The 18,549-nt window shown below is 53.6% G+C and carries 12 protein-coding genes; 4 read left to right on the forward strand and 8 right to left on the reverse strand.

Annotation, left to right across the window (positions count from 1 at the left end; genetic code table 11):
- The first annotated feature begins 556 nt into the window (after positions 1 to 556).
- Both U9R25_08050 and U9R25_08055 read left to right on the forward strand, forming a co-directional pair.
- A complete protein-coding gene (locus U9R25_08050; GenBank protein ID MEA3335850.1) occupies positions 557 to 1,483 on the forward strand; it encodes an ADP-ribosylglycohydrolase family protein in 927 nt (308 codons plus the stop codon).
- Positions 1,480 to 1,935 carry a hypothetical protein gene (locus tag U9R25_08055; GenBank protein ID MEA3335851.1) on the forward strand — a complete coding sequence of 152 codons (456 nt, stop codon included), beginning with the start codon at positions 1,480 to 1,482 and terminating at the stop codon, positions 1,933 to 1,935. Before U9R25_08050 ends, U9R25_08055 begins: the two co-directional genes overlap by 4 nt.
- 259 nt (positions 1,936 to 2,194) lie before the next feature.
- On the opposite strand, the gene U9R25_08060 is transcribed toward U9R25_08055, so the two are convergent.
- The 3 genes from U9R25_08060 to U9R25_08070 form a co-directional block, all read right to left on the reverse strand.
- Positions 2,195 to 2,650 (reverse strand): hypothetical protein, encoded by a 456-nt coding sequence (locus U9R25_08060; GenBank protein ID MEA3335852.1) that lies wholly within the window; start codon positions 2,648 to 2,650, stop codon positions 2,195 to 2,197.
- Positions 2,614 to 3,117: a vWA domain-containing protein gene (locus U9R25_08065; protein ID MEA3335853.1), complete on the reverse strand. Its 504-nt coding sequence runs from the start codon at positions 3,115 to 3,117 to the stop codon at positions 2,614 to 2,616. The genes U9R25_08060 and U9R25_08065 overlap by 37 nt, the downstream gene beginning before the upstream one ends.
- A 344-nt stretch (positions 3,118 to 3,461) precedes the next feature.
- Positions 3,462 to 4,544, reverse strand: a complete 1,083-nt coding sequence (locus U9R25_08070) for a hypothetical protein (protein ID MEA3335854.1) — start codon at positions 4,542 to 4,544, stop codon at positions 3,462 to 3,464.
- Positions 4,545 to 4,772: 228 nt separating this feature from the next.
- Here U9R25_08070 and U9R25_08075 point away from each other — a divergent pair, with 228 nt between their 5' ends.
- Together U9R25_08075 and U9R25_08080 are read left to right on the forward strand one after the other, a co-directional pair.
- On the forward strand, positions 4,773 to 6,197 hold the full coding sequence (locus U9R25_08075; protein MEA3335855.1) for an NB-ARC domain-containing protein: 1,425 nt from the start codon (positions 4,773 to 4,775) through the stop codon (positions 6,195 to 6,197).
- On the forward strand, positions 6,191 to 7,432 hold the full coding sequence (locus U9R25_08080) for a tetratricopeptide repeat protein (GenBank protein ID MEA3335856.1): 1,242 nt from the start codon (positions 6,191 to 6,193) through the stop codon (positions 7,430 to 7,432). The genes U9R25_08075 and U9R25_08080 overlap by 7 nt, the downstream gene beginning before the upstream one ends.
- Here U9R25_08080 and U9R25_08085 read toward each other — a convergent pair.
- The 5 genes from U9R25_08085 to U9R25_08105 all read right to left on the reverse strand — a co-directional run bounded on the left by U9R25_08085 (position 7,429) and on the right by U9R25_08105 (position 18,513).
- On the reverse strand, positions 7,429 to 7,590 hold the full coding sequence (locus tag U9R25_08085) for a hypothetical protein (GenBank protein MEA3335857.1): 162 nt from the start codon (positions 7,588 to 7,590) through the stop codon (positions 7,429 to 7,431). The genes U9R25_08080 and U9R25_08085 overlap by 4 nt on opposite strands.
- Before the next feature lie 338 nt (positions 7,591 to 7,928).
- Entirely contained in the window at positions 7,929 to 8,117 is a 189-nt protein-coding gene (locus tag U9R25_08090; protein ID MEA3335858.1) for a hypothetical protein, read from the reverse strand.
- A 261-nt stretch (positions 8,118 to 8,378) separates the two neighbouring features.
- Positions 8,379 to 10,367, reverse strand: a complete 1,989-nt coding sequence (locus U9R25_08095) for a DNA-binding response regulator (GenBank protein MEA3335859.1) — start codon at positions 10,365 to 10,367, stop codon at positions 8,379 to 8,381.
- 72 nt (positions 10,368 to 10,439) lie between these two features.
- Positions 10,440 to 16,160 (reverse strand): GAF domain-containing protein, encoded by a 5,721-nt coding sequence (locus U9R25_08100; GenBank protein MEA3335860.1) that lies wholly within the window; start codon positions 16,158 to 16,160, stop codon positions 10,440 to 10,442.
- A 7-nt stretch (positions 16,161 to 16,167) separates the two neighbouring features.
- The gene (locus U9R25_08105; protein ID MEA3335861.1) at positions 16,168 to 18,513 is read right to left on the reverse strand and encodes a S1 RNA-binding domain-containing protein; all 2,346 of its coding nucleotides are present in this window, start codon (positions 18,511 to 18,513) and stop codon (positions 16,168 to 16,170) included.
- Positions 18,514 to 18,549 lie beyond the last annotated feature (36 nt).

The raw sequence follows: 18,549 nt of genomic DNA on the forward strand, positions 1-18,549 counted from the left end.
CAATCGAAGCAAAGGATTTCCGTTATACATTCGGGGATTGGGTAACCGAAAGATGATGTCACGACCGATAGAACAGTGTTATTGGGTGGTTCCGGGCAAACTACTTGCCGGGGAATATCCGCGGACCCTGTATCAAGATTCCTCGGCAGCGAAAATCAAGGCCTTGGAGGATGCAGGGATCTCGGCCTTCATCGACTTGACCGAAGAACATGAAGGCCTGCTTCCCTACGCAGATCTGCTCGGGAAGGCCTCGCACCGGCGATTTCCAATACGCGATGTTTCGATACCCGATTCCCCTGAGAAAACAACAATCATTCTTGACGCGATTGACCAGCATCTCGATCAGGGACGGATTGTCTACGTCCATTGTTTGGGCGGCATCGGACGAACCGGCGTGATCATCGGCTGCTGGTTGGCCCGGCATGGTTATCACAGGCAGGCCGCCCTGGATCGGCTGCACGAACTCTGGCAGGGGTGTCCGAAATCGGCCTATCGGAAATCGCCGGAAACTCGCGAACAGGAACAATACATCCTGCGATGGGAGGAAGGGCCGGTCATCACAACGCTCATGCGATACGAGGGGTGCATGTTGGGACTGGCGGCTGGCGATGCCGTTGGCACGACCGTGGAGCTCACGCCGCCGGGCAGTTTCCCGCCGGTGACCGACCTGGTTGGCGGTGGGCCGTTCCGCTTGAAACCGGGGGAATGGACCGATGATACATCCATGGCCCTCTGCCTGGCGGAGAGCCTGGTCAAATGTCGAGAATTCGATGCGCGCGATCAAATGGACCGGTATGTGCAGTGGTGGCAGGAGGGCTACCTGAGCAGCAACGGCACCTGCTTTGATATCGGCAATACGGTCAGTCAAGCTTTGCAGAAGTACCGTCGGACCGGTGATCCCTTGGCTGGCTCGACCGATCCCTACTCGGCCGGCAACGGCAGTCTGATGCGCCTGGCGCCAGTGCCCCTCTTCTTTGCCTCGGACCCGGAAAGGGCGGTGGCCATGAGCGCGGAGAGTTCCCGTACCACTCATGGGGCCCTGACCTGCCTCGACGCCTGCCGCTACTTCGGGGGATTGATCGTGGGTGCGCTGCAAGGGACCTCCAAAGAGGAACTGCTGCCGGAAGGCTATTCACCTGTAGCAGGGATGTGGGCGCGGTCGCCGCTGTGTTCGGAGATCGACGAGATCGCCCTGGGTTCGTTCAAACGCAAAAAGCCACCCGAGATTATTGGCAGCGGATATGTGGTGAAATCGCTGGAGGCGGCCCTGTGGGCGTTTCACAGGTCGTCGACGTTTGAAGAAGGATGTTTGTTGGCGGTCAATCTGGGCAATGACGCGGACACGACCGGAGCCATCTACGGGCAGATCGCGGGGGCGTATTATGGTGTCGCGGGAATTCCCGCGGCCTGGCGCGAGCGGATTGCCCATGTTGATTTGATAACGGGATTGGCAGGGGATCTCTACGAAGACAGGATAACATGACCAAACTGTTTGACGATCAGCTACTCGACGAGTTCGCCCACCAATTCTACGGATACGGCAATTACAGCGGCCAGTATTGGTTCGTCGGCATGGAGGAGGGTGGCGGCAACTCGTTTGAGAAGGTGAACCGGCGGCTGAACACCTGGGCGCACCGGGGTAAACGGGAACTGGAGGATGTGGCCGGGTATCACCAAGCGATCGGGATAACGGATCTGTTCAGCGAAAAGCCCAAAATCCAGCGTACCTGGGGAAAGTTAATCCGCATCGTACTGAGCAGCCAGGGAATCACACCGACGACGGAGCGGGTTCGTGCTTATCAGCGCGCGGTGTTGGGGCGGCCCAACGGCGAGACATGTCTTGTGGAACTGTTTTCGTTGCCGTCGCCATTGACCACCGCTTGCTCGAAGGCCTCGTTGACGGCAGGCGCGATCTGCCCGCCACAACTATCGTAGGCCGGCGATCTCGGGAAACTCTCCAGAAAAACGCTGTGGCCGAGGGAAGCGCGTGGCTTTTCGCCGTCGATGGATTGCATTGACGATGTCCCAGCCCCCGCGCCTCCCAGCGCCGCAACGATTCCAATGACTACCAAGATCAGAGCGGCAAGGGCCGTCTCTCTCGCGCAGTGTCGCGTCGGTTGCAAAGTCGCTCTGTGAAACTCATCTGATATGCCTTCCAAAATGACTTGTTCGCATAACACGCAGTCCAGCGTGTTTATTCCTGCAGGCCAGTCCTTGACGCCCGCGGATTGGCTGGCTGTTTAATAGCAGGAAATGAACTGGCTGGCCGGGAAATCCTGTTGCCGGGAGCCTGCCATGCCAGTTGATCTTCCAGCGAATATTCCAGCTCGATGTCGATCCACATGCCGTGCAGAAACTCGGCATAGGGTATCTTCTCGCGCGGGATGAACACCTCGTAGGCTACGCCGCGACCCTGACGAATGGTATCGCTATTGGTCCACTGGTCATCGCGATAAATTGACACGTAACCTGGCTCCAGGCTCACCCGAAGGTCTGCCGGATGTCCAGGCCAGACATGTTCCCCTGGTTCCACGTCCAGCGTTGCTGTTACCTCAGCCTGGCGGTGGAACGGGGGATTGTGCACCTCGATAAGCAGGAACAGCCCGGTCCCTGTTAGCTGGCCGGAGACAGAGGCGATATCAGTGCCCATGTCGCTGCCGTCCCCCGCAGGGTGACCGTGGGAAGTCCATCCATGGTGATATTGATGGCCGAATAGTCGCTGGTCAGCGGCATAGTTGTGACAGCCAGGTTGAGGGCAGCCTCGTAGTTGGTCGCATCCATCATCTCGCTCATGTTACGAATCGTGTCAGCCACGGCGCCAGCGTTGGCCGCTGTGATTTGCACCGGGTTCAGCTCCACTCGGGCCGATCGGGAGAACTGAATAACTGTCAGGTTCAGGCTGCCATCCTGGGGAACGCAATTGGGGTTTTCAATGGCGGCGGCGATACCATTTTTCATGATGACAAAATCGGGAGGTGCTATGCTGCCCGAACCATCGACCAGGAAGCCCACCTCAATACTTGTTGGCACCGCCCCGGCGCTGGGACTGAGGGTCAGTGCCAGCAGGGCGACGAGGATGATTAGCAGGGTACTTGCAGCTGCGAGTCGAGTCTTCATCGGGATCTCCTTTCAGACAAATGTAGACGACCTCAGTGCAACACAGATCCGGATTCTTCGGCATGACCAAGATCATATGTGGGAGGGCCTATCTGTACGCGGTCCGGAACGCACCAGGTTTGAGAAACGATGGTCGCCAAAGGTTTGTGAGGCATTGGACGGTTCATTCCAGTTTCGATCAGACCGCTGGACGAACCATCCAATGCCTTTGAATCTTCGACCCATCTTCGTCTTCCCCCCGGAAGAATCGAAGCGAAGGCCAAAGGGCTGAAGCCGCTGTGAGCCGGTGACTGTACATGAACTTGTAGTGACATCTTGTTCAACATTGATCAAAATAGACGGTGTCAATACTGGCTCACCCTGAGCCTGCTTTCCGTCTCCAAACGGATCCTGATGCCGTGTCCGGCCATCCTTTCTTGAATCATCGAATGGTGTAGCGAGCCATGTCTGACCACAGCCCATTCCTGGCCAGATCGGTCCGGTCTGACGATGGTTACCGACGTTGGTAGCAGATCGACGGCGTTCTCTCGCTGGTCGTCGCTCAGAACCTCGAAAGGCGCATTGAGTCTCCGATACCGCTCGTGCATCGAAAGCCGGGAATCTTCCATGCCTTGTCCGGAGATGGGACCGGCCAGGATCGGGATGCCCAGAAAACCCATGTTCTCCTGGATCTCGCCCAGATCTTTGTGAGTCCCACCACTTCTGGCGCTGTACCTTCCTTTGGAGGAAAAATTGCCCGAGGTGATCCCCATTATTGGAAAGCCTGTAAGCTGCAAAAACCTATCGACCAGATGCGCATAAGGTGATTCAACGCCCGGCAAGATGAACTGAATGAACCCGTCATGGAAGAGGTGCTCGGGTGCCCGGCCATTGGCTGCAACTCGCATGCCGACAGGTCCCAGGTTGAAGTAGGCGATCACGCTGGCTGCGGAAAGGTTCGTCTGATCATGGTCCACAAACTGGATCAGGTCACCGGCTCGTGTACATGCGGCTGTCGGGATATTGTCTGGATCGCGGCCCTTCAGTTCGCCCAGGGCATATCGAATCGCCGGAGGCATTGGGTTCAATCCCCAGGCAAAGATCCTGGCTTGTGAGGGATCCATGGCGAAATCGGCCAGAAAGGAACCGCCCAGTGCACACCAGTGGATGGTATCAGACACGTTTTCCAGTCGATCCAGATGCCAAAATTCTTTCCGGAAATCGGTCGCCACCACCCGGAAAAAGGAGGCCGCCAGGTCCACATGGATAAAAACCTCTGCGCCGAACTCCCGGGCTAGTCGCTGGGGAAGAAATCCAACAGCCTCGCGCATAACGCGGTGGGGAAGCGCCGGTGATGGTGGCAAGGTTCTGATGTTCACAAAGTCTCTGGCCCATCGAGTGCCCTCAAGCTGGCAAGATTCGTAAGGATGACCGTGGGTCGCAATCATGATGCTCTCCTAACCCGGGTTTTTCTATGCTATAATACATTTCGGAAGGACCACTGGTTCCTTCGCGTCGACGTTCGCTGGTTTTATTCCCGGAATTCGGTCTTGATCATTTCAATGACCTGGGAATCGGTTGACATGATCAGGTCCAGTATATCCCCGAAGGTCTTGCTGTAACCTACACGGTACCTATCGGATTCCTCTCAAATGTCCTGCTGTGGAAATGAATCTATGCCTTTCAAGATAGCGAATTCACCAAATCAGAGAGATGCAACACACCGGGCGCTGAAGCTGTGGCACAGGGATCCGACTTTCGGCAGCCCCCTTGACACGATGCACGTGGTGCGTGCGGCCATGACCGACAATGGCGACATCAGGCAAGCCACGAATCAAGTATTACGCGATGCGCTTGCTATCCTGGAAACGGAAGACCAGCGCGCTGCACGATTGTTGAGATTACGGTTTCTGGACGCCAGGATGGTCTATCAGGTATCCAGGGCGATGCATGTGGCTGAATCGACCGTCTACAGACTTCAGGAAGGGGCGATAGGTCGCCTCAGTGAAATCGTCTGGTCCATGGAGTTGCGAGCTCGCGCAGGTCGCCGGCAAGAACTGGAGGTTCGCTTATCCTCTGCCAATATGTTTCAGCTGGTTGGCGTGGATGCTCACCTGAATAGACTCGCCGAAACTCTTCGTTTCCCTCGGGGACCATGGATGGTTGCCTTGGAAGGAATCGGTGGAATCGGCAAATCCTCATTGGCTGCTTCCCTGGTACTCCGACTATTTGAAGAGGATAGCTTTCATGAGTTCGTATGGTTAAGTGCACAGCGGAATCGCCTTAACCTCGGCGGCGTTATCGAGTTGGTCGAATCTCCCGCGCTGACTGCTCAGGCCATGATCGACGCCCTGGTGACTCAGCTGATGGGTGATGTGACCGGGGCTGGTTCGCCTTCCGGTGACCAGGTTTTGGCCATGCTGCAGAGACGGTTGAAGCAGGTCCCAACCCTGGTCGTCGTCGATAACCTGGAAACCCTATTGGACGTCGAGAGTCTGATGCCCGTAATTCGTCGCCTTGTGGGTCCAAGCAAATTCCTGTTGACCTCTCGGGTAAGTCTTTTTTCAGAAGCGGACATGTTTCACTTCGTGGTGCCCGAATTGGATGAAGCGAGCGCCTTGAGGTTGTTGCGGCAGGAAGCCCGTTCACGAAACCTGCCACACCTGGAATCATCCGAAGACAGCGATTTGAAGCGGGTCTACGCGATTGTAGGCGGGAACCCTCTCGCTTTGCGTCTGATTGTCGGTCAGAACCACGTTCATGGGTTGGATACGATCCTTGGTGACCTCGAAAAAGCGCGCGGACAAAAATCAGAGGTCCTTTACACCTATATTTACTACCATGCGTGGCAAAGTCTGGATGAGCTGTCCAGACGAACCCTGCTGGCTATGCCTCTCGTAATGGACCGGGGTGGAGACCTGGCCTATTTGACACAGGTCACCGGGTTGGATCACGTTGAGCTACGGGGAGCGTTGGACCATCTGGTTACATTGAACCTGGTCGATGCCTTCGGGGGACTAGATCATCGCCGGTACTCAATCCACAACCTGACCCGAGCGTTCCTTCAGAAACAAGTTGCCAAGTGGCAGTCCCAATGTTAATTCCTGAGCACTCTTCCCATTATCCTGACATTTTCCAGGATTACATTGTCAGAAGTGCCGGGTACATGCTTGGTACGGTTCAGGATGCCCAGAATCCGATTTCATCCGGCGATCGGGATCAGGCGCTTCACGTTCTGAGCTTCGCTTTGGGTCTCACGGACGCGTGGCCGTTCGCCCGCGATCTGCTGCTAACCATGGCATCCGAAATGGAACAGGCTGGCTATCGTGATGAATGGATTCCCTTTTTGGAGAAGGGAATCTACCGGAGCCAGGTCCTTGGCGATTGCCGAGCCGAAGCCGAACTTCGCTTTCACCTGGGAATCCTCTATCAGTTGCTTGGCAAATACGACCTGGCTTGCGCTCAGTTTGTTGCAAGCGCAAGCCGGTGGGAATCCACGGATGATGTTCGAAACCTGGCCAAAGCTCTGAATCGTCATGCCTACGTTGCCCGCCTTCAGCGTCGCCTTGGCAAGGCAATCGGGTTGGTTGAAAAAGCGCAAAAGCTGCTGCAGGCAGATGATTCTGAACGAGCATATTCTTTATTTGTTCAGGGCACAATCGCCTTCGACCAGCGGAAGTGGCAAAGTGCATCACGCTCTTATCAGGCATCCTTGGAAATATGGAAACAGCACGGCGACGGCCGCATGACTGCCTGGAGCCTGACAAACCTCGGTACAACCTATCGAGCACTGGAGCGCTACGACGAAGCCATCGCCTCTTATGAAAAAGCCATTGAACTGTTTGAATTGGTGGGAGATCCTGTCCACCAGGCGGCTGCAAGAATGAACTTGGGCAACGTATACATGTCAGCCAAACAGTTGGCCAGGGCGCTGGAATTCTACCTGATGGCGGAACCGGTATTTCGCAAGACGCAAGATAAACTGCGATTGGCAACAGTCTTCGGCAACAAGGCAATGGTGTATCGACAGTTACGGCAGTGGGATGACGCAGAGCGAGCCTACCGGTCAGGCCTTGAGTACGCTTGCGAGATCGGCAACGTTCGACTGATGGTCAACGCTATGGACGGCCTGGGACAAACGCTCCTCTCCACGGGTCGATATCAAGCGGCAATGAAAATCTTCGCAGATGCCATCGAGCAATTGGATGGCGACGAGAGCATTGAAAACCTGGAAAATCTTCGACATTCCGTGACAACCCACATGAACCAGGTTAGGGCTGCATTGAGGGTTGATGGGGACCCTCATGAGGAGGATCCCCATTCCGAAATGACCTAACCGCAGTGGGTGTCCTGGCACTCCTCTTCGGTTATCATCGGTGGTGGAGCGGCTGCCTGATCTGTCGCCAGTTTGGACAGTGGCATTGTCGCCATCAGCAAAGTCGTGAGGTGAGCCATAACCACCAAGGTCTTGAGCCAGCGGAATCTTACTCGCATTTTGGTTGTCCTCCATCGATGTTCAAGGCTCTCCAAGCACCTGCACTTTTGGTACCAGGGCCGTTTTGGTGCTCGAGGCCGGGAATTAGGATTGTCCAGTTGTTGAGCGTCACTGACTGAGTGATGCCGCGACACCCGCACGGTGAAGTGCGAGGACGGGAAACCAGCGCTGATTCCTCACTTGGGAGGAGTGAATCCCGTAGGACGATTCTTTCACCGAATGGCCAGGTTTTAACTGCGAGAGGAGGTTATGATTGCAAATAAGGGCGCGAACTCGCCGCGCGGAAGCCGGGTTGGAGGGAGTCTTGAGGGTTTACCTATGCACAGTTCTTCCCCACTCATGCCAATGTGAACGCCAGGTAGAAGAAGAAACCTGATATACTCAGCGCGATGAAGACGAGAAGAAATCCCAGGCAGCTTTCGCTTCTCTCTTCACTCACGCGAAATACGAGTGCGTTGATTGCTCCTATGGTCAGAGCCACGCCCAGAAACACTGCGCCTAGAAATGAAGCCGGCAAACCCATCATGGTCTCTCCTTTGCGCGCTTGGATTTGATTTACAAATCCTGGCACCGATGGTGCTGGCTTTATTTTAAGTGCTTTTCACCCCAAAAATGTGACACAGTTGGCTAATAATGTGTGGCTAAGTCCATCGCCGAAATCTTTCAGGTCACGAGGAATTGCTGTGGGATAGCTGGCAGTGGGCACTCAACAGAATCGCCGAATCATCACATTTCGGTGCTGATTGCTGGCAAAAAGGTTGCAATTGAATTGAAAGAACCAAACGTTTTAGAGCTCGAGTTCAAGTCGGTAGCCATGTCCTCGGACCGTGATGAGGTATCTGGGGTTCTCAGGATCAACCTCGATCTTTCGGCGCAACCGGCTCATGGCGCTGTTGAGTCGACTGCGCTCCCAAATCGCCAGCCCCTCCCCCTCTTCTTCGCCTAATGCCTCTTGGATGATTGTGGCGCGGGTGCAGAGGTTCCCGGCGTTCTCAAACAGATAACTGAGGATAGAAAAGTCCTGAGGAGTCAAATCTTTCTGTTGTCCTTCGACCCAAACGACCTTATTTGCCTCATCTATCCACAGGCTTGAGCTGGCTTGTGCCGGAAGTTCCTCGGGCGGTTGCGCTGTTCCCATAAGCCTCTCATACAGCATGGCCGCCTGCAGAAGGCTCCGGACAAACGGCATGAGTTCGCGGCGCGTGAAGTACTCGACGCCTGGATCGAAGGTGGCGACGTGAGCAAGGGCACAGGCCAGAAGACCTGCGATGTAGGCATCCAGGTTGGGTCCAGCCGTCTCAGCGGCAATCCGGCGAATCTGCATCACGTTTTTTGCGATCTTCTCTTGTGCGGGCGACAGACGCTCGGTGGGCACGGTTTCGTTCAGACTGTCAACGGCCAACAGGTGCTGTTCCAACAGGTGAAGCGCAGGCAGTCCCATGCCGTCAAGTAAATAGGTCTTCACGGCATTTTCCAGCCGGACAAAATCGCGCAGCAACGGTCCCTCTGCCACATGGCTAAAACCGATGAGCCACGTCCATCCTGCTGTATCCACCAACACCGAGTCGGTATCAACTCGGCCGTGAGTAACGCCACAGAGCACGGGATGTTCGATGAGGGTCGGTTTCTCGGCGAACAAGCGGCCAGGGTTGGGGAAAGAGAGGGTCGAGCCTGATTGCAGGTCAAAGCTGAGGGCGTCGGGTGAACAATCGATGCGCGCCATGCCTTCAGACATGGCTTTTTGGCACAGCTTTTCCATTCTGTCAGACCAGGTGGCCTCAATCGATTCGCCATCCAACCCCAGCCAATCGAAATAAAGTGATTGCAGGCTGTTGTCCTCGGCATAGCTTTGTTTGGAACTGTGCCAGGGCGCCAGTGAGGTCTGGTAGAGCTGCTCCAAAGCCGCTCTAACGCTGTCAGCGCTGTGCCGACGATAGTACACCGACAAAGGCTCCATCGACTCCAGGTCGCCATCCACAAGGCGATAGGCAGTTGCGGAAAACCGCACACTTTCCTTGAAACCGTTACTGGCCATACGCGTGCTGCCTCGACCAGCACCTCTTGGCACCAGGTTTTCGAAGCGCCCTGCTTCCTCCAAAATGGGTTCGCGCAGTCCGCAAGAGACCACACATTGTCCCCGCAGTTCATTTCCACCGTATGCGAACACCTCGGTGTCGATCTGCCCCTTGCCGCGACGCAGCACTTGGCCGATAGTAATCTGTTTATTGGCGAAGAAGAGCTTTCGAAAGAGATCTTCAAGTTCGGCAGCGCGGTCCGGAATCCGAATACTGTTCGTTTCGGGCGCGATCAGTTGAAGCAAGTGATGAAATGAGGATTGCCGACTCCAGTGGATTGGCAGGTCCCAGTTGATTCGAACATGGTTGGCGAAAACTTTCTCGATCACATCATGCAATCTGTCAGGGCCTTCAGGCTTGCTGACAAAGCCGACTATCATTGACTGGTCGTCAAGAACCAAGTCGAGCGTTTCGCGGAGATGCTCTTGCTCGTAGGCGGTAAGAATAATCTTGGGAATGTGTTGACAGGTATCTTTCAGTGCCCAAAGAAGACCGCTTATGTCTTCCGGATCATCATCGTCTTGCATGCGAATGTCTATGATGGCGACTTGGAAATACTCATCTTGCCAAATTCTATCTGCATCTCTCAAGGTATGCGCTTTTTTTACCCGGTATCCCTCGTGTTCAAGGAGTCGCGCGTTTAGGTCTAAAAAGCTCTTCCTATTATCCAAGAATAGAATCGTTTTTGAATGATCATACATTAGGAAAACCTCGCTGTCAGCTCGACTGGCCGAGTTCAACCTCAAAACGAGCAGAAAGGCATTTCTGCGTCACTATTCTTTCCCACGTGGTTTCTCACAGGGTAACCGGAAGCAAATTTCTGTGCCTTCGCTGTCAGAATGGACAACATTGATGTCGCCACCAAAGGCCTTGACAATTGCAAGAGCCTGCAACAGGCCAGAACCAGATCCCTTTTCCCCAGGCTCTTTCGGAATCCGCCCCTTGAAAGCCAGGGCTGCAATGGGGGAAGGGATTCCTCGCCCGGTATCCCTGATTGATATCTGAACATGATTGTCTACCAGCCAGGATCCAACAATCACCGTTTTATCCGGCCGGCTTGATCCTTCCATAGCTTGGACAGCATTCTCTGTCAGTATCGTGAGCAACTCGCGCATCCAGGCTTTGCTTGCGCGAACGTTCACCAATTGATCCGTTTCATCTTGTAGATCGAGTACCAACTCGATACCATGTTTTTCGTTGTAGCGATATTTCTTCCATCTTCTTTCAAAGTACTGTTTTAAGGTGCTGTTGATGTCCAAAGATTGGACAGTTCCATCGGATGTCAAAGGTTCTGTTATGGGAATGTTTTCGATTTCCTTGATCTTCCTCTCGAGTTGTTCGGCCTCTCGCAGCATTTCTTCATTCTGTCCCATCAGGTTCTTCAACAGCTTCACGTGAGCTAACGCTTCTCCTACTTCTCGATTAATGCTGTGTCCCCAGCTGCTCGCCACCATCCTCATCCAATCTACAGCATTTTGCGAGCCTACGTAGCCCTTGATTTCCTGAATGTCTCTGTACTGTCGGGCATTGTCGAGCGCGACTGCCGCCTGCGCAGCCAAGGCCTCCAGCGCCATCTTATCGGAATAATCAAATGCATCCTTTTCTGGATGTTCAACATTGATGACTCCGATGACATGCCCGTCGATTTTGATCGGTACTGCCAGATCTGAATGTGTTGCGGGATGACACTTCAAATAGTCGGGGTCATTCTCAACGTCACCCACCAGCTGAGATATTCCGGTTCGGGCAGCTCGCCCCATGATACCAATACGGCCTTCAACGCCTTCCTCCAAATCTACTTCTTTAGTGAGGCACTCACGAAGTCTCTCGTGTTTTTCGGCTGGAAAAGCTGAAACTAGTCTTGCCGCATTGTTTTCGATCAGTCGGATGCATGCGAAGTTGACTGGCCGATTCTCATCTCCAGCAAGATGCCAAGCCTGCTCTACAAGGCGCTTCAGAGTCTCATCAGAGTCGAGGGACCCGGTTACGATTCGGCCCGCTCTGTTCAGTGCTTCCAGAACGCCGGCACGCCTGTCTGCCTTTTCGAACAATTGTTCATCGTGGATCGCCACGGCTGCTTGATTGGCGAAAAGCTGAATGTCGGTGAGTTCATCGTCGGTGAAACGATGGAGCTGTCGATAGTTGATAAACATCACACCTTCTCGCTCATCACCTACGCGTAGTGGAACGGCCACAAGAGATTTTATCTCTTCTCTCCGAGAGAAGTCACTGTTCATAAACATGGGGTCTTTGGAAGTGTTCGGCACATCGATGTAAGGCCTATTGCTGTTCAGTATTTTGAACACAAGAGAACTCTTTAGCCAACTATGAGTATCGTTCACCATGTCAGGGTCATTCACCCCGGTCATTCTCGGTGGATAATCAAACCGATCATTCTCTGCATCATATGCATAGAGAACTACGGCATCGCATCTCAGGACTTCCTTGGTGCCCATCACTACTGATTCCAAAGTGTTCTCAAGTCCCTGCAGAACCGTCATCTCGGCGACCAACCGTGCTGTGGCATGTGCTTCTCTAACGCGTCGACGCAGCCGCTCCTTCTTGAGTGCAAGAGCCGCATAGTCTGCGAATGCCAGTGTAATTCGCTTCTCTTCCTCCGTGAAACCGCGCGGCCGGCCGTAGTTAATGTACAAGACACCCAGCTTTTCGTCACCAGTTCGAAGGCAAACACCTTGAAAGCTACGGACCCCATTTAGCCGAAGCCGTCGAGCGGTAGTTGCCCCAAGGAAGGGATAACTTTTCTCATCCAGGATGTCCTCGACGCCGATCCAACCCTGATCCATGACCATTGTCGCTGTCCCATCCACGCGAGGAGCCGCTTTCCGGAATGCATGCCAGTTATCTTCGGATATCCCCGCGGCTGTCGACTCTTCGATAAGGAAGATTTCTTTGGCTTCGTCAAAAGACCAGACTGCAGCCGATTTGGCTCGAAGCACTTGAACCGCGCTCGCTGTAATTTGGCCCAACACCTCGCCCAGGCTATCCGCGGCGGTCAGTTTGCCAGTTGACTCATGCAAATTCTCCAGGGTTTCAATCCTCTGCGAATTATCATAAGCAACAGCCGCCTGGTTGGCGAAAAGCTGCAAAGCATCTACCTCAAATGATTGAAAACGTCGGGGTTCATTGTAATGGATCCACATCACCCCGATTCTCTCATCATGCACCGCAAATGGCAAGCAAAGCGCAGCGCGAACACCCCGGTCTTTCATGTATTGGTTGACAGGACGATGGTGTGTTTCGACGTTTTCGATAACTTCTGGAATGCCGGAATCAATTACCTGTCGGGAGATCGATTCCTTCGACCCCTTTCTGACGATCCTGTCGACATCGTTGACACCTCCTTCGCCTTTGACAAGAAGATTTCGGGCGTGGCCCCTGTTGTCAATCAGGACCACGCTCACCCATTCGGCGTGAGCTATTTTCCATGCACGTTCCACGGCGTCTTCAAGTACTTGCTCAGGTGTGCCGATGGCAGTCAGGGTAACGGCTGCCTCAAAGGCACCACGCAGTTCGCGACGGGCATTCTCAGATGCGGTCAATGTCTTCGCGTTAACCAAAGCGGTCGCGGCGTGGTCTGCGAACATTTGCAGTAGGTTGGCGTCGCTGACTCCAAAATTTCGGCCTATCTTATCGTCCACGTAGAGTACGCCAACGATCTCCTTCCGCCATCGCAGCGGTACCTCTATCACCGCGCCGAAAGGGTGTCCTTCCCGGAAATTGCTGGCCTGGTAAATAGAGGTAGAGTAGTCGGCGGTCGCCAGGTAGGGCCTTTCGCTTTGCACGAGCCTTCCCGCCATGCCATCATTAGTCTTCAAGACCTGCCCGACGACCCCACGATTTCCTGGAAAATCCGCAGTGATAGTCAGTTCTTCTTGCTCTCGATCATATTCATAGACGCCGCCACTTTGCGCATCAAGAAGCCTCACAGCCCGCGTGATTATCTCTTCGAGAAGAGGTGCCTGTTCGACTTGATTTGCCACGCGCAAGGCACCCTGTCGTACCCGCTCCAACTGAATCGCTTGACGTTTAGTGTCGTCTAATAGTTTAGCGTTGTCAATGGCAATGGCGGCCGTATTGGCGAACGAGATCAGCGACTGGACTGTTTCATTGCTAATCGGATCCCTTGTGAACCTGTTATCGGCAACCAGGAGACCGATGACTCTTGCCCGAGAACGGAGTGCCACCACAACCAAAGGTGCTTGCGGTTCGAATTTCTCACGGAAGATTCGTGGTAATTGTGCAATATCCTCCGGTGATTCCAGTCGCTGCCAGTGACCTGATTGAATCACCTGTGAGAAAACGTCGGACTTATCCGGATCAATGTCGATTCCAAGATCAGCGATCCGGTCTCCAATTGGTGTCCGGGGCAAAGCCATGAACCTCAAATACCTGCGGAAGAACTCACTACCTTTGAGTTCTGGCACTCGGAACTCGTCCCAGACTCGTTGATTCTGATGCTTATGCAGATGTCCAACACCCATCTTGCCAACGAGTTTGTCTTCATCTGGTTCTCGCAAAAATATGGCTGCTCGATTGAGACCTACGCCAAATCCTGCGGTGACACTTGTCAGGATCAGTAAAAAAACCTCGCTGAGGCCTTCGGCCGATTGGATGGAATCGCTTATGCGTTGGTAAATGGCAGACTGTGCGAATATCCGTAATTGGGCATCCAGATATTGGATGTCTTCGAAATGACCAAGAGCTCCTACTGTTTGCCCCAGCGCATCACGGAGCCAGGTTACTGCCAAACGCACGGAAACAGGCTGGTCTGTCTTGCTTCGCAGAAGGGCTTCGTAGTCGGCAATCCTGCCATCAGCAGAAGCGCGTAGTCGATTACCGATATTGTGAGCTTCCTCCGGCCGGAAATAGAGTTCCCCCACAGGTTGTCCCAGCAATTCCTTCTGGCGATAGCCCAGAATTGCCTCCGCGCGACGGTTTAGGCCGATCACCCTACCCTGGAGATCGTTGGCAATCACCGCTGTCGGCGAATTAGTCATGAATTGCCGCCAATAATCGGCATGCTCTCTGGTGACCTCGTACATTTGCGCATTGTCCACCGCAGACGCTACCTGTCCGGCCAGAATCATGCACAGATCTATCTCGTCCTGGCTAAATCTTCGCTTTCGTCCTATCGCATCCAGGCTAAACGAGCCGATGATCCTATCGTTAAAGATCATTGGGACAACTAGAATCGACTCGATGCCAAACCCTCGCAAGGTGTCCCGGACTGGTCCCAGAGCCTGTTGATTGGCAACATCGTAGATTACCAAAGGCCGTTTTGAGCGCACAAGGTTTTCCTCGTCAGAAACGCCGTCGACTTGAATGATCGTACCTACTGTGTTGATATTCTTCGGAAATTCAGCCTTGACTACTCCTTGGGCGAGATTCGGATCAAACAGAACTAAGCCGCTGTGATCGACGTCAAAGAGTTCCACGGCGGCGCGGCAGGCTACTTCCAGAGTTTCGGTTAAGTTTAAGTTCTCATTTAGTGCTTCACTTACCTCCTGAATCGCTTCAAGTTTCCGAGCGCGCCACTCAGCTTTTAAGGAAGCTTCATGTTCCTGTTGACGCAATCGAGTATTCTCAATAGCGGCAGCGGCTTGAATGGCAAAAATGGATATTGGGTCCAGTTCCGACGATGTAATTCTTCGTTTTGTTTCTTTGTTATCGGCCGATATTTTTCCAATTACCTGGTCGTGCAAAATAAGGGGAACACATGCCCACTCAATCACATTCTCCTTACCTAGATCTTTTTCGCGCGCGGCTATTTCCCCTTCAGCCAACCGAAAAATAGTGGATTGGGGATTCTTTAAAAGCCTTTGCATATACTGATCTTCGTTCAGTGGAATGTTAAAACCCACAAAACTAGATTCCATACCAACGTGGGCCTGCCCGATCAAGCATTGGCTTTCTTCATCCCAAAGATACAGGCGTATTCTATCGAATCCCAAAGCATGTACGCCGTTTGCGATGCTCTGTAGTATCTCTTCTAGGGTAGAACCGCTTAAAAGAGCCACGCCACTCTTCATCAAATTCCGCAGGATTAAACGTTCATGCGCACCTTCCTTCAGTTTCCGATACTCGGCGGCATACTCGATCATGAATGCCAATTCGTCGATATCAAACGGCTTGCGGATATACCGGTATGCGCCCTGACGCATTGCCTCCAAGCCTGAGTCAAGGCCCCAACCTGTAAACAGAATAAACTCAGTGATCTGGCTTCGATCGCGAATGGCCTTCATCAATTCGATGCCTAGAGGTTCCGGTTCATTCTCCCCAGAGGGAATTATCATGTCATCGATCAGCGCTACATCAAATGATTCTGACCGGGTTTCGACCTTTTCCAATGCCTGTTGAAAGCTTTCCGCCTCATCAACGATGTATCCACACTGCTCGCGAAGAATCCTTGCCAGCGGCTTTCGCAGGCTGGCCTCATCGTCGACAAGAAGCACGCACAAAGATTGGTCTGTCATGGTTCGGTCACTCCAGTTTTGCAGCCGGCAACGAGATTAAGAATGTTGTTTCGAAGGGCACGACGCTTCTCTCGACGCGAATAGTCCCCCCCAGGGACTCGACCAGGTTTCGGGCAAAGTACAAGCCCAACCCCGATCCCTTTGGACGGGTAGAAAAGCCGAGGGCGAAGATGCGCTCCCAGAGCACTTTATGGATTCCTGGTCCATTATCGGTAAATCGAATCTGAACGGGCCTTTGACTGCTCGTGTCGAACGTTGTACCGACCATAAGCATTCCGTCCTCCGCTTTGATGGACGAAACATGTTGAATGGCGTTGAGCATCAGGTTTAGAAAAACTTGCTGGAGCGCCGCCGGATTGCCGGCCGCCGCGGGAAGGTCGGAAAAACGCTCGATCTGAATCTTAACGCGGCTCCGTCGGGCGGTGGAGCGCATTAACGCTGCTGACCGTCCCAATACAGTGTTGACATCGACCAGGCCGCCTTGGCCCGGTCGCATCATTTGCTGAAATAAGCCTATCGTCGTGCGCAACTCTGAAGTAGCCCCTGTCAGTGCTTCGGCCTCCGCCTTAATGTTCGCAAAACCGGAGATATTGACCACTTCCGAATGATTTATCTGCAGAGCGTTGCAGTCGTTTTGCAGGTTTCTGAGTCGCATCTCGATGCCCGACAGCGCATTATAGATGTCATGGCCCATGCCAGCCGCCATCTGGCCATGAAGGACGAGCGTATTGACCTGCTGGACGTGGCGGGTCAACAGGTCGCGCTCCAACGCCGCTGACAATGAGATTGCCGTAGCCAGGGCATCTCGCACTCGATAGGGATGAAAGGCATTTTGGGTTTTCGCAAACAGAAACAACCCATGATGCGTATCTTCTTGCATCCTGACAGGGACACCGATGCAGGATCCAAAGGGAAGTAAGCCTAGCAGCTTCTGGAACTTCCTCTCGGCCCGTGCTGGAACCTGGTTCTCGAAAACAGTCTGGTCTTCCTCGATGACATCGCCAACGGGACTTTGCTCCAGCCCATAGAGGGCCTCTCGGTGGATCATCGCATCGCCTGCCTGGGCTAGAACCGAGATTGCTGCAGAGGTTGAGCTCTTGTGAAACAACAGCGCGGCATCAGCCTTGCTAGCCTTCACCAGGTGTTCTAAGCCGCTTTGCAATTGCTCGGTTAGTGACCCACCCCGTTTTATGGCGCTTGCAAAGGTCTCGAATGGAGCCTGTTGATCACTGGTGGCAGACGATTCAGTTGCTCGCCAGGGTACCAGCGGTTTTCCAGAGTTGACGGCCTGAAGAAACTCCCTGATCTCCGTTAGGTCAAGAGGTTTGGAAATTACTGCTACCACGCGCAGGGCTTCGATATCGAGTACGCGCTCGGCCAGCCATTCTGGTGTGCTCATGACAGCGATTGCTGTCTCTGCCAGGTCCTCTTGTCCATCCTTCAACAGATCCAATCCATCCTCGCCGGAAAGATCAATATCCAGAAGCATGGCAGCGTATTGTTCTGTCTTCAACCGGGCTCTGGTAGTGGTCAGGTCGCCGGTGTTTTCAGCCTGACATCCTAGACCTATCAGCCAGTTGACCAATGGAATGGCGACATCCTCGCGATCGTCGACGACAAGAATCTTTCCATTCAAAACCAGCCTATCTCTGATGTGCTCGTCGAGTGCTCTTGCCTGAGTGTCATCTTGTATCTCCGGCTCATGGCGTGCTTGCAGGCGCTTCCATTTCTCCAAGGCCTTTGCTGCCTTGGCTATCTGCAACGAGCGTTTCCGAACGCTGAGCCGGACGTTACGTTGTTTGGCGTCGATTCGGGTGATGACCGCTTCTACGGTATCTTCCACCCAGACCACGTCTTCCGGACGTTCAACTTTCCACGTGGCTAGTTGATCCAACGGCACCAGACCGTCAACACCGGGAAGAATCTCCACAAACGCGCCGTAAGGCCTGATACTAATGACTGTTCCCTGAACGACGCTGCCAACCCTATACATCGTCGCGACTTTATCCCACGGGTCGGCGAGAGTGGCTCGATGGCTGAGTTCCATATGTTTGCCAGTCTCGGGCAGCTTGATGATGATAGCCTGAACGCGGTCGCCCTCCTGCACGATTTCCAGCGGTTCGAATGAGGAGGCCCAGGAAAGCTCTCGGCGGCGAATATAGGCCTGCGTGCCGTCGGTCAGACGCACAAAGACGCCGAACGGAAACACTTGCTCCACAATGGCGTCGACGCCTTGGCCAACATTGAATGCGGATTTGCGTTGGCTGCTCATAATTTTCGGAAGCACTTGTAGTCGATGAAGGGAACCATTATCTGCAATGATATCACAAAATGGACTTTTTGTGCTGACCATTTTGCTGTCAGTTTGCTCGCAATCGTCTTGTTTTCA

Source organism: Chloroflexota bacterium, assembly GCA_034717495.1.
Taxonomy (GTDB): Bacteria; Chloroflexota; Anaerolineae; order JAAEKA01; family JAAEKA01; genus JAYELL01.

Excerpts from the sequence above, each read along its gene's own strand:
- U9R25_08100 (MEA3335860.1), bottom strand. The coding sequence starts at position 16,160 with ATGACAGACCAATCTTTGTGCGTGCTTCTTGTCGACGATGAGGCCAGC.
- U9R25_08065 (MEA3335853.1), bottom strand. The coding sequence starts at position 3,117 with ATGAAGACTCGACTCGCAGCTGCAAGTACCCTGCTAATCATCCTCGTC.
- U9R25_08105 (MEA3335861.1), bottom strand. The coding sequence starts at position 18,513 with ATGGTCAGCACAAAAAGTCCATTTTGTGATATCATTGCAGATAATGGT.
- U9R25_08075 (MEA3335855.1), top strand. The coding sequence starts at position 4,773 with ATGCCTTTCAAGATAGCGAATTCACCAAATCAGAGAGATGCAACACAC.
- U9R25_08070 (MEA3335854.1), bottom strand. The coding sequence starts at position 4,544 with ATGATTGCGACCCACGGTCATCCTTACGAATCTTGCCAGCTTGAGGGC.
- U9R25_08080 (MEA3335856.1), top strand. The coding sequence starts at position 6,191 with ATGTTAATTCCTGAGCACTCTTCCCATTATCCTGACATTTTCCAGGAT.
- U9R25_08060 (MEA3335852.1), bottom strand. The coding sequence starts at position 2,650 with ATGGGCACTGATATCGCCTCTGTCTCCGGCCAGCTAACAGGGACCGGG.
- U9R25_08085 (MEA3335857.1), bottom strand. The coding sequence starts at position 7,590 with ATGCGAGTAAGATTCCGCTGGCTCAAGACCTTGGTGGTTATGGCTCAC.
- U9R25_08090 (MEA3335858.1), bottom strand. The coding sequence starts at position 8,117 with ATGATGGGTTTGCCGGCTTCATTTCTAGGCGCAGTGTTTCTGGGCGTG.
- U9R25_08055 (MEA3335851.1), top strand. The coding sequence starts at position 1,480 with ATGACCAAACTGTTTGACGATCAGCTACTCGACGAGTTCGCCCACCAA.
- U9R25_08095 (MEA3335859.1), bottom strand. The coding sequence starts at position 10,367 with ATGTATGATCATTCAAAAACGATTCTATTCTTGGATAATAGGAAGAGC.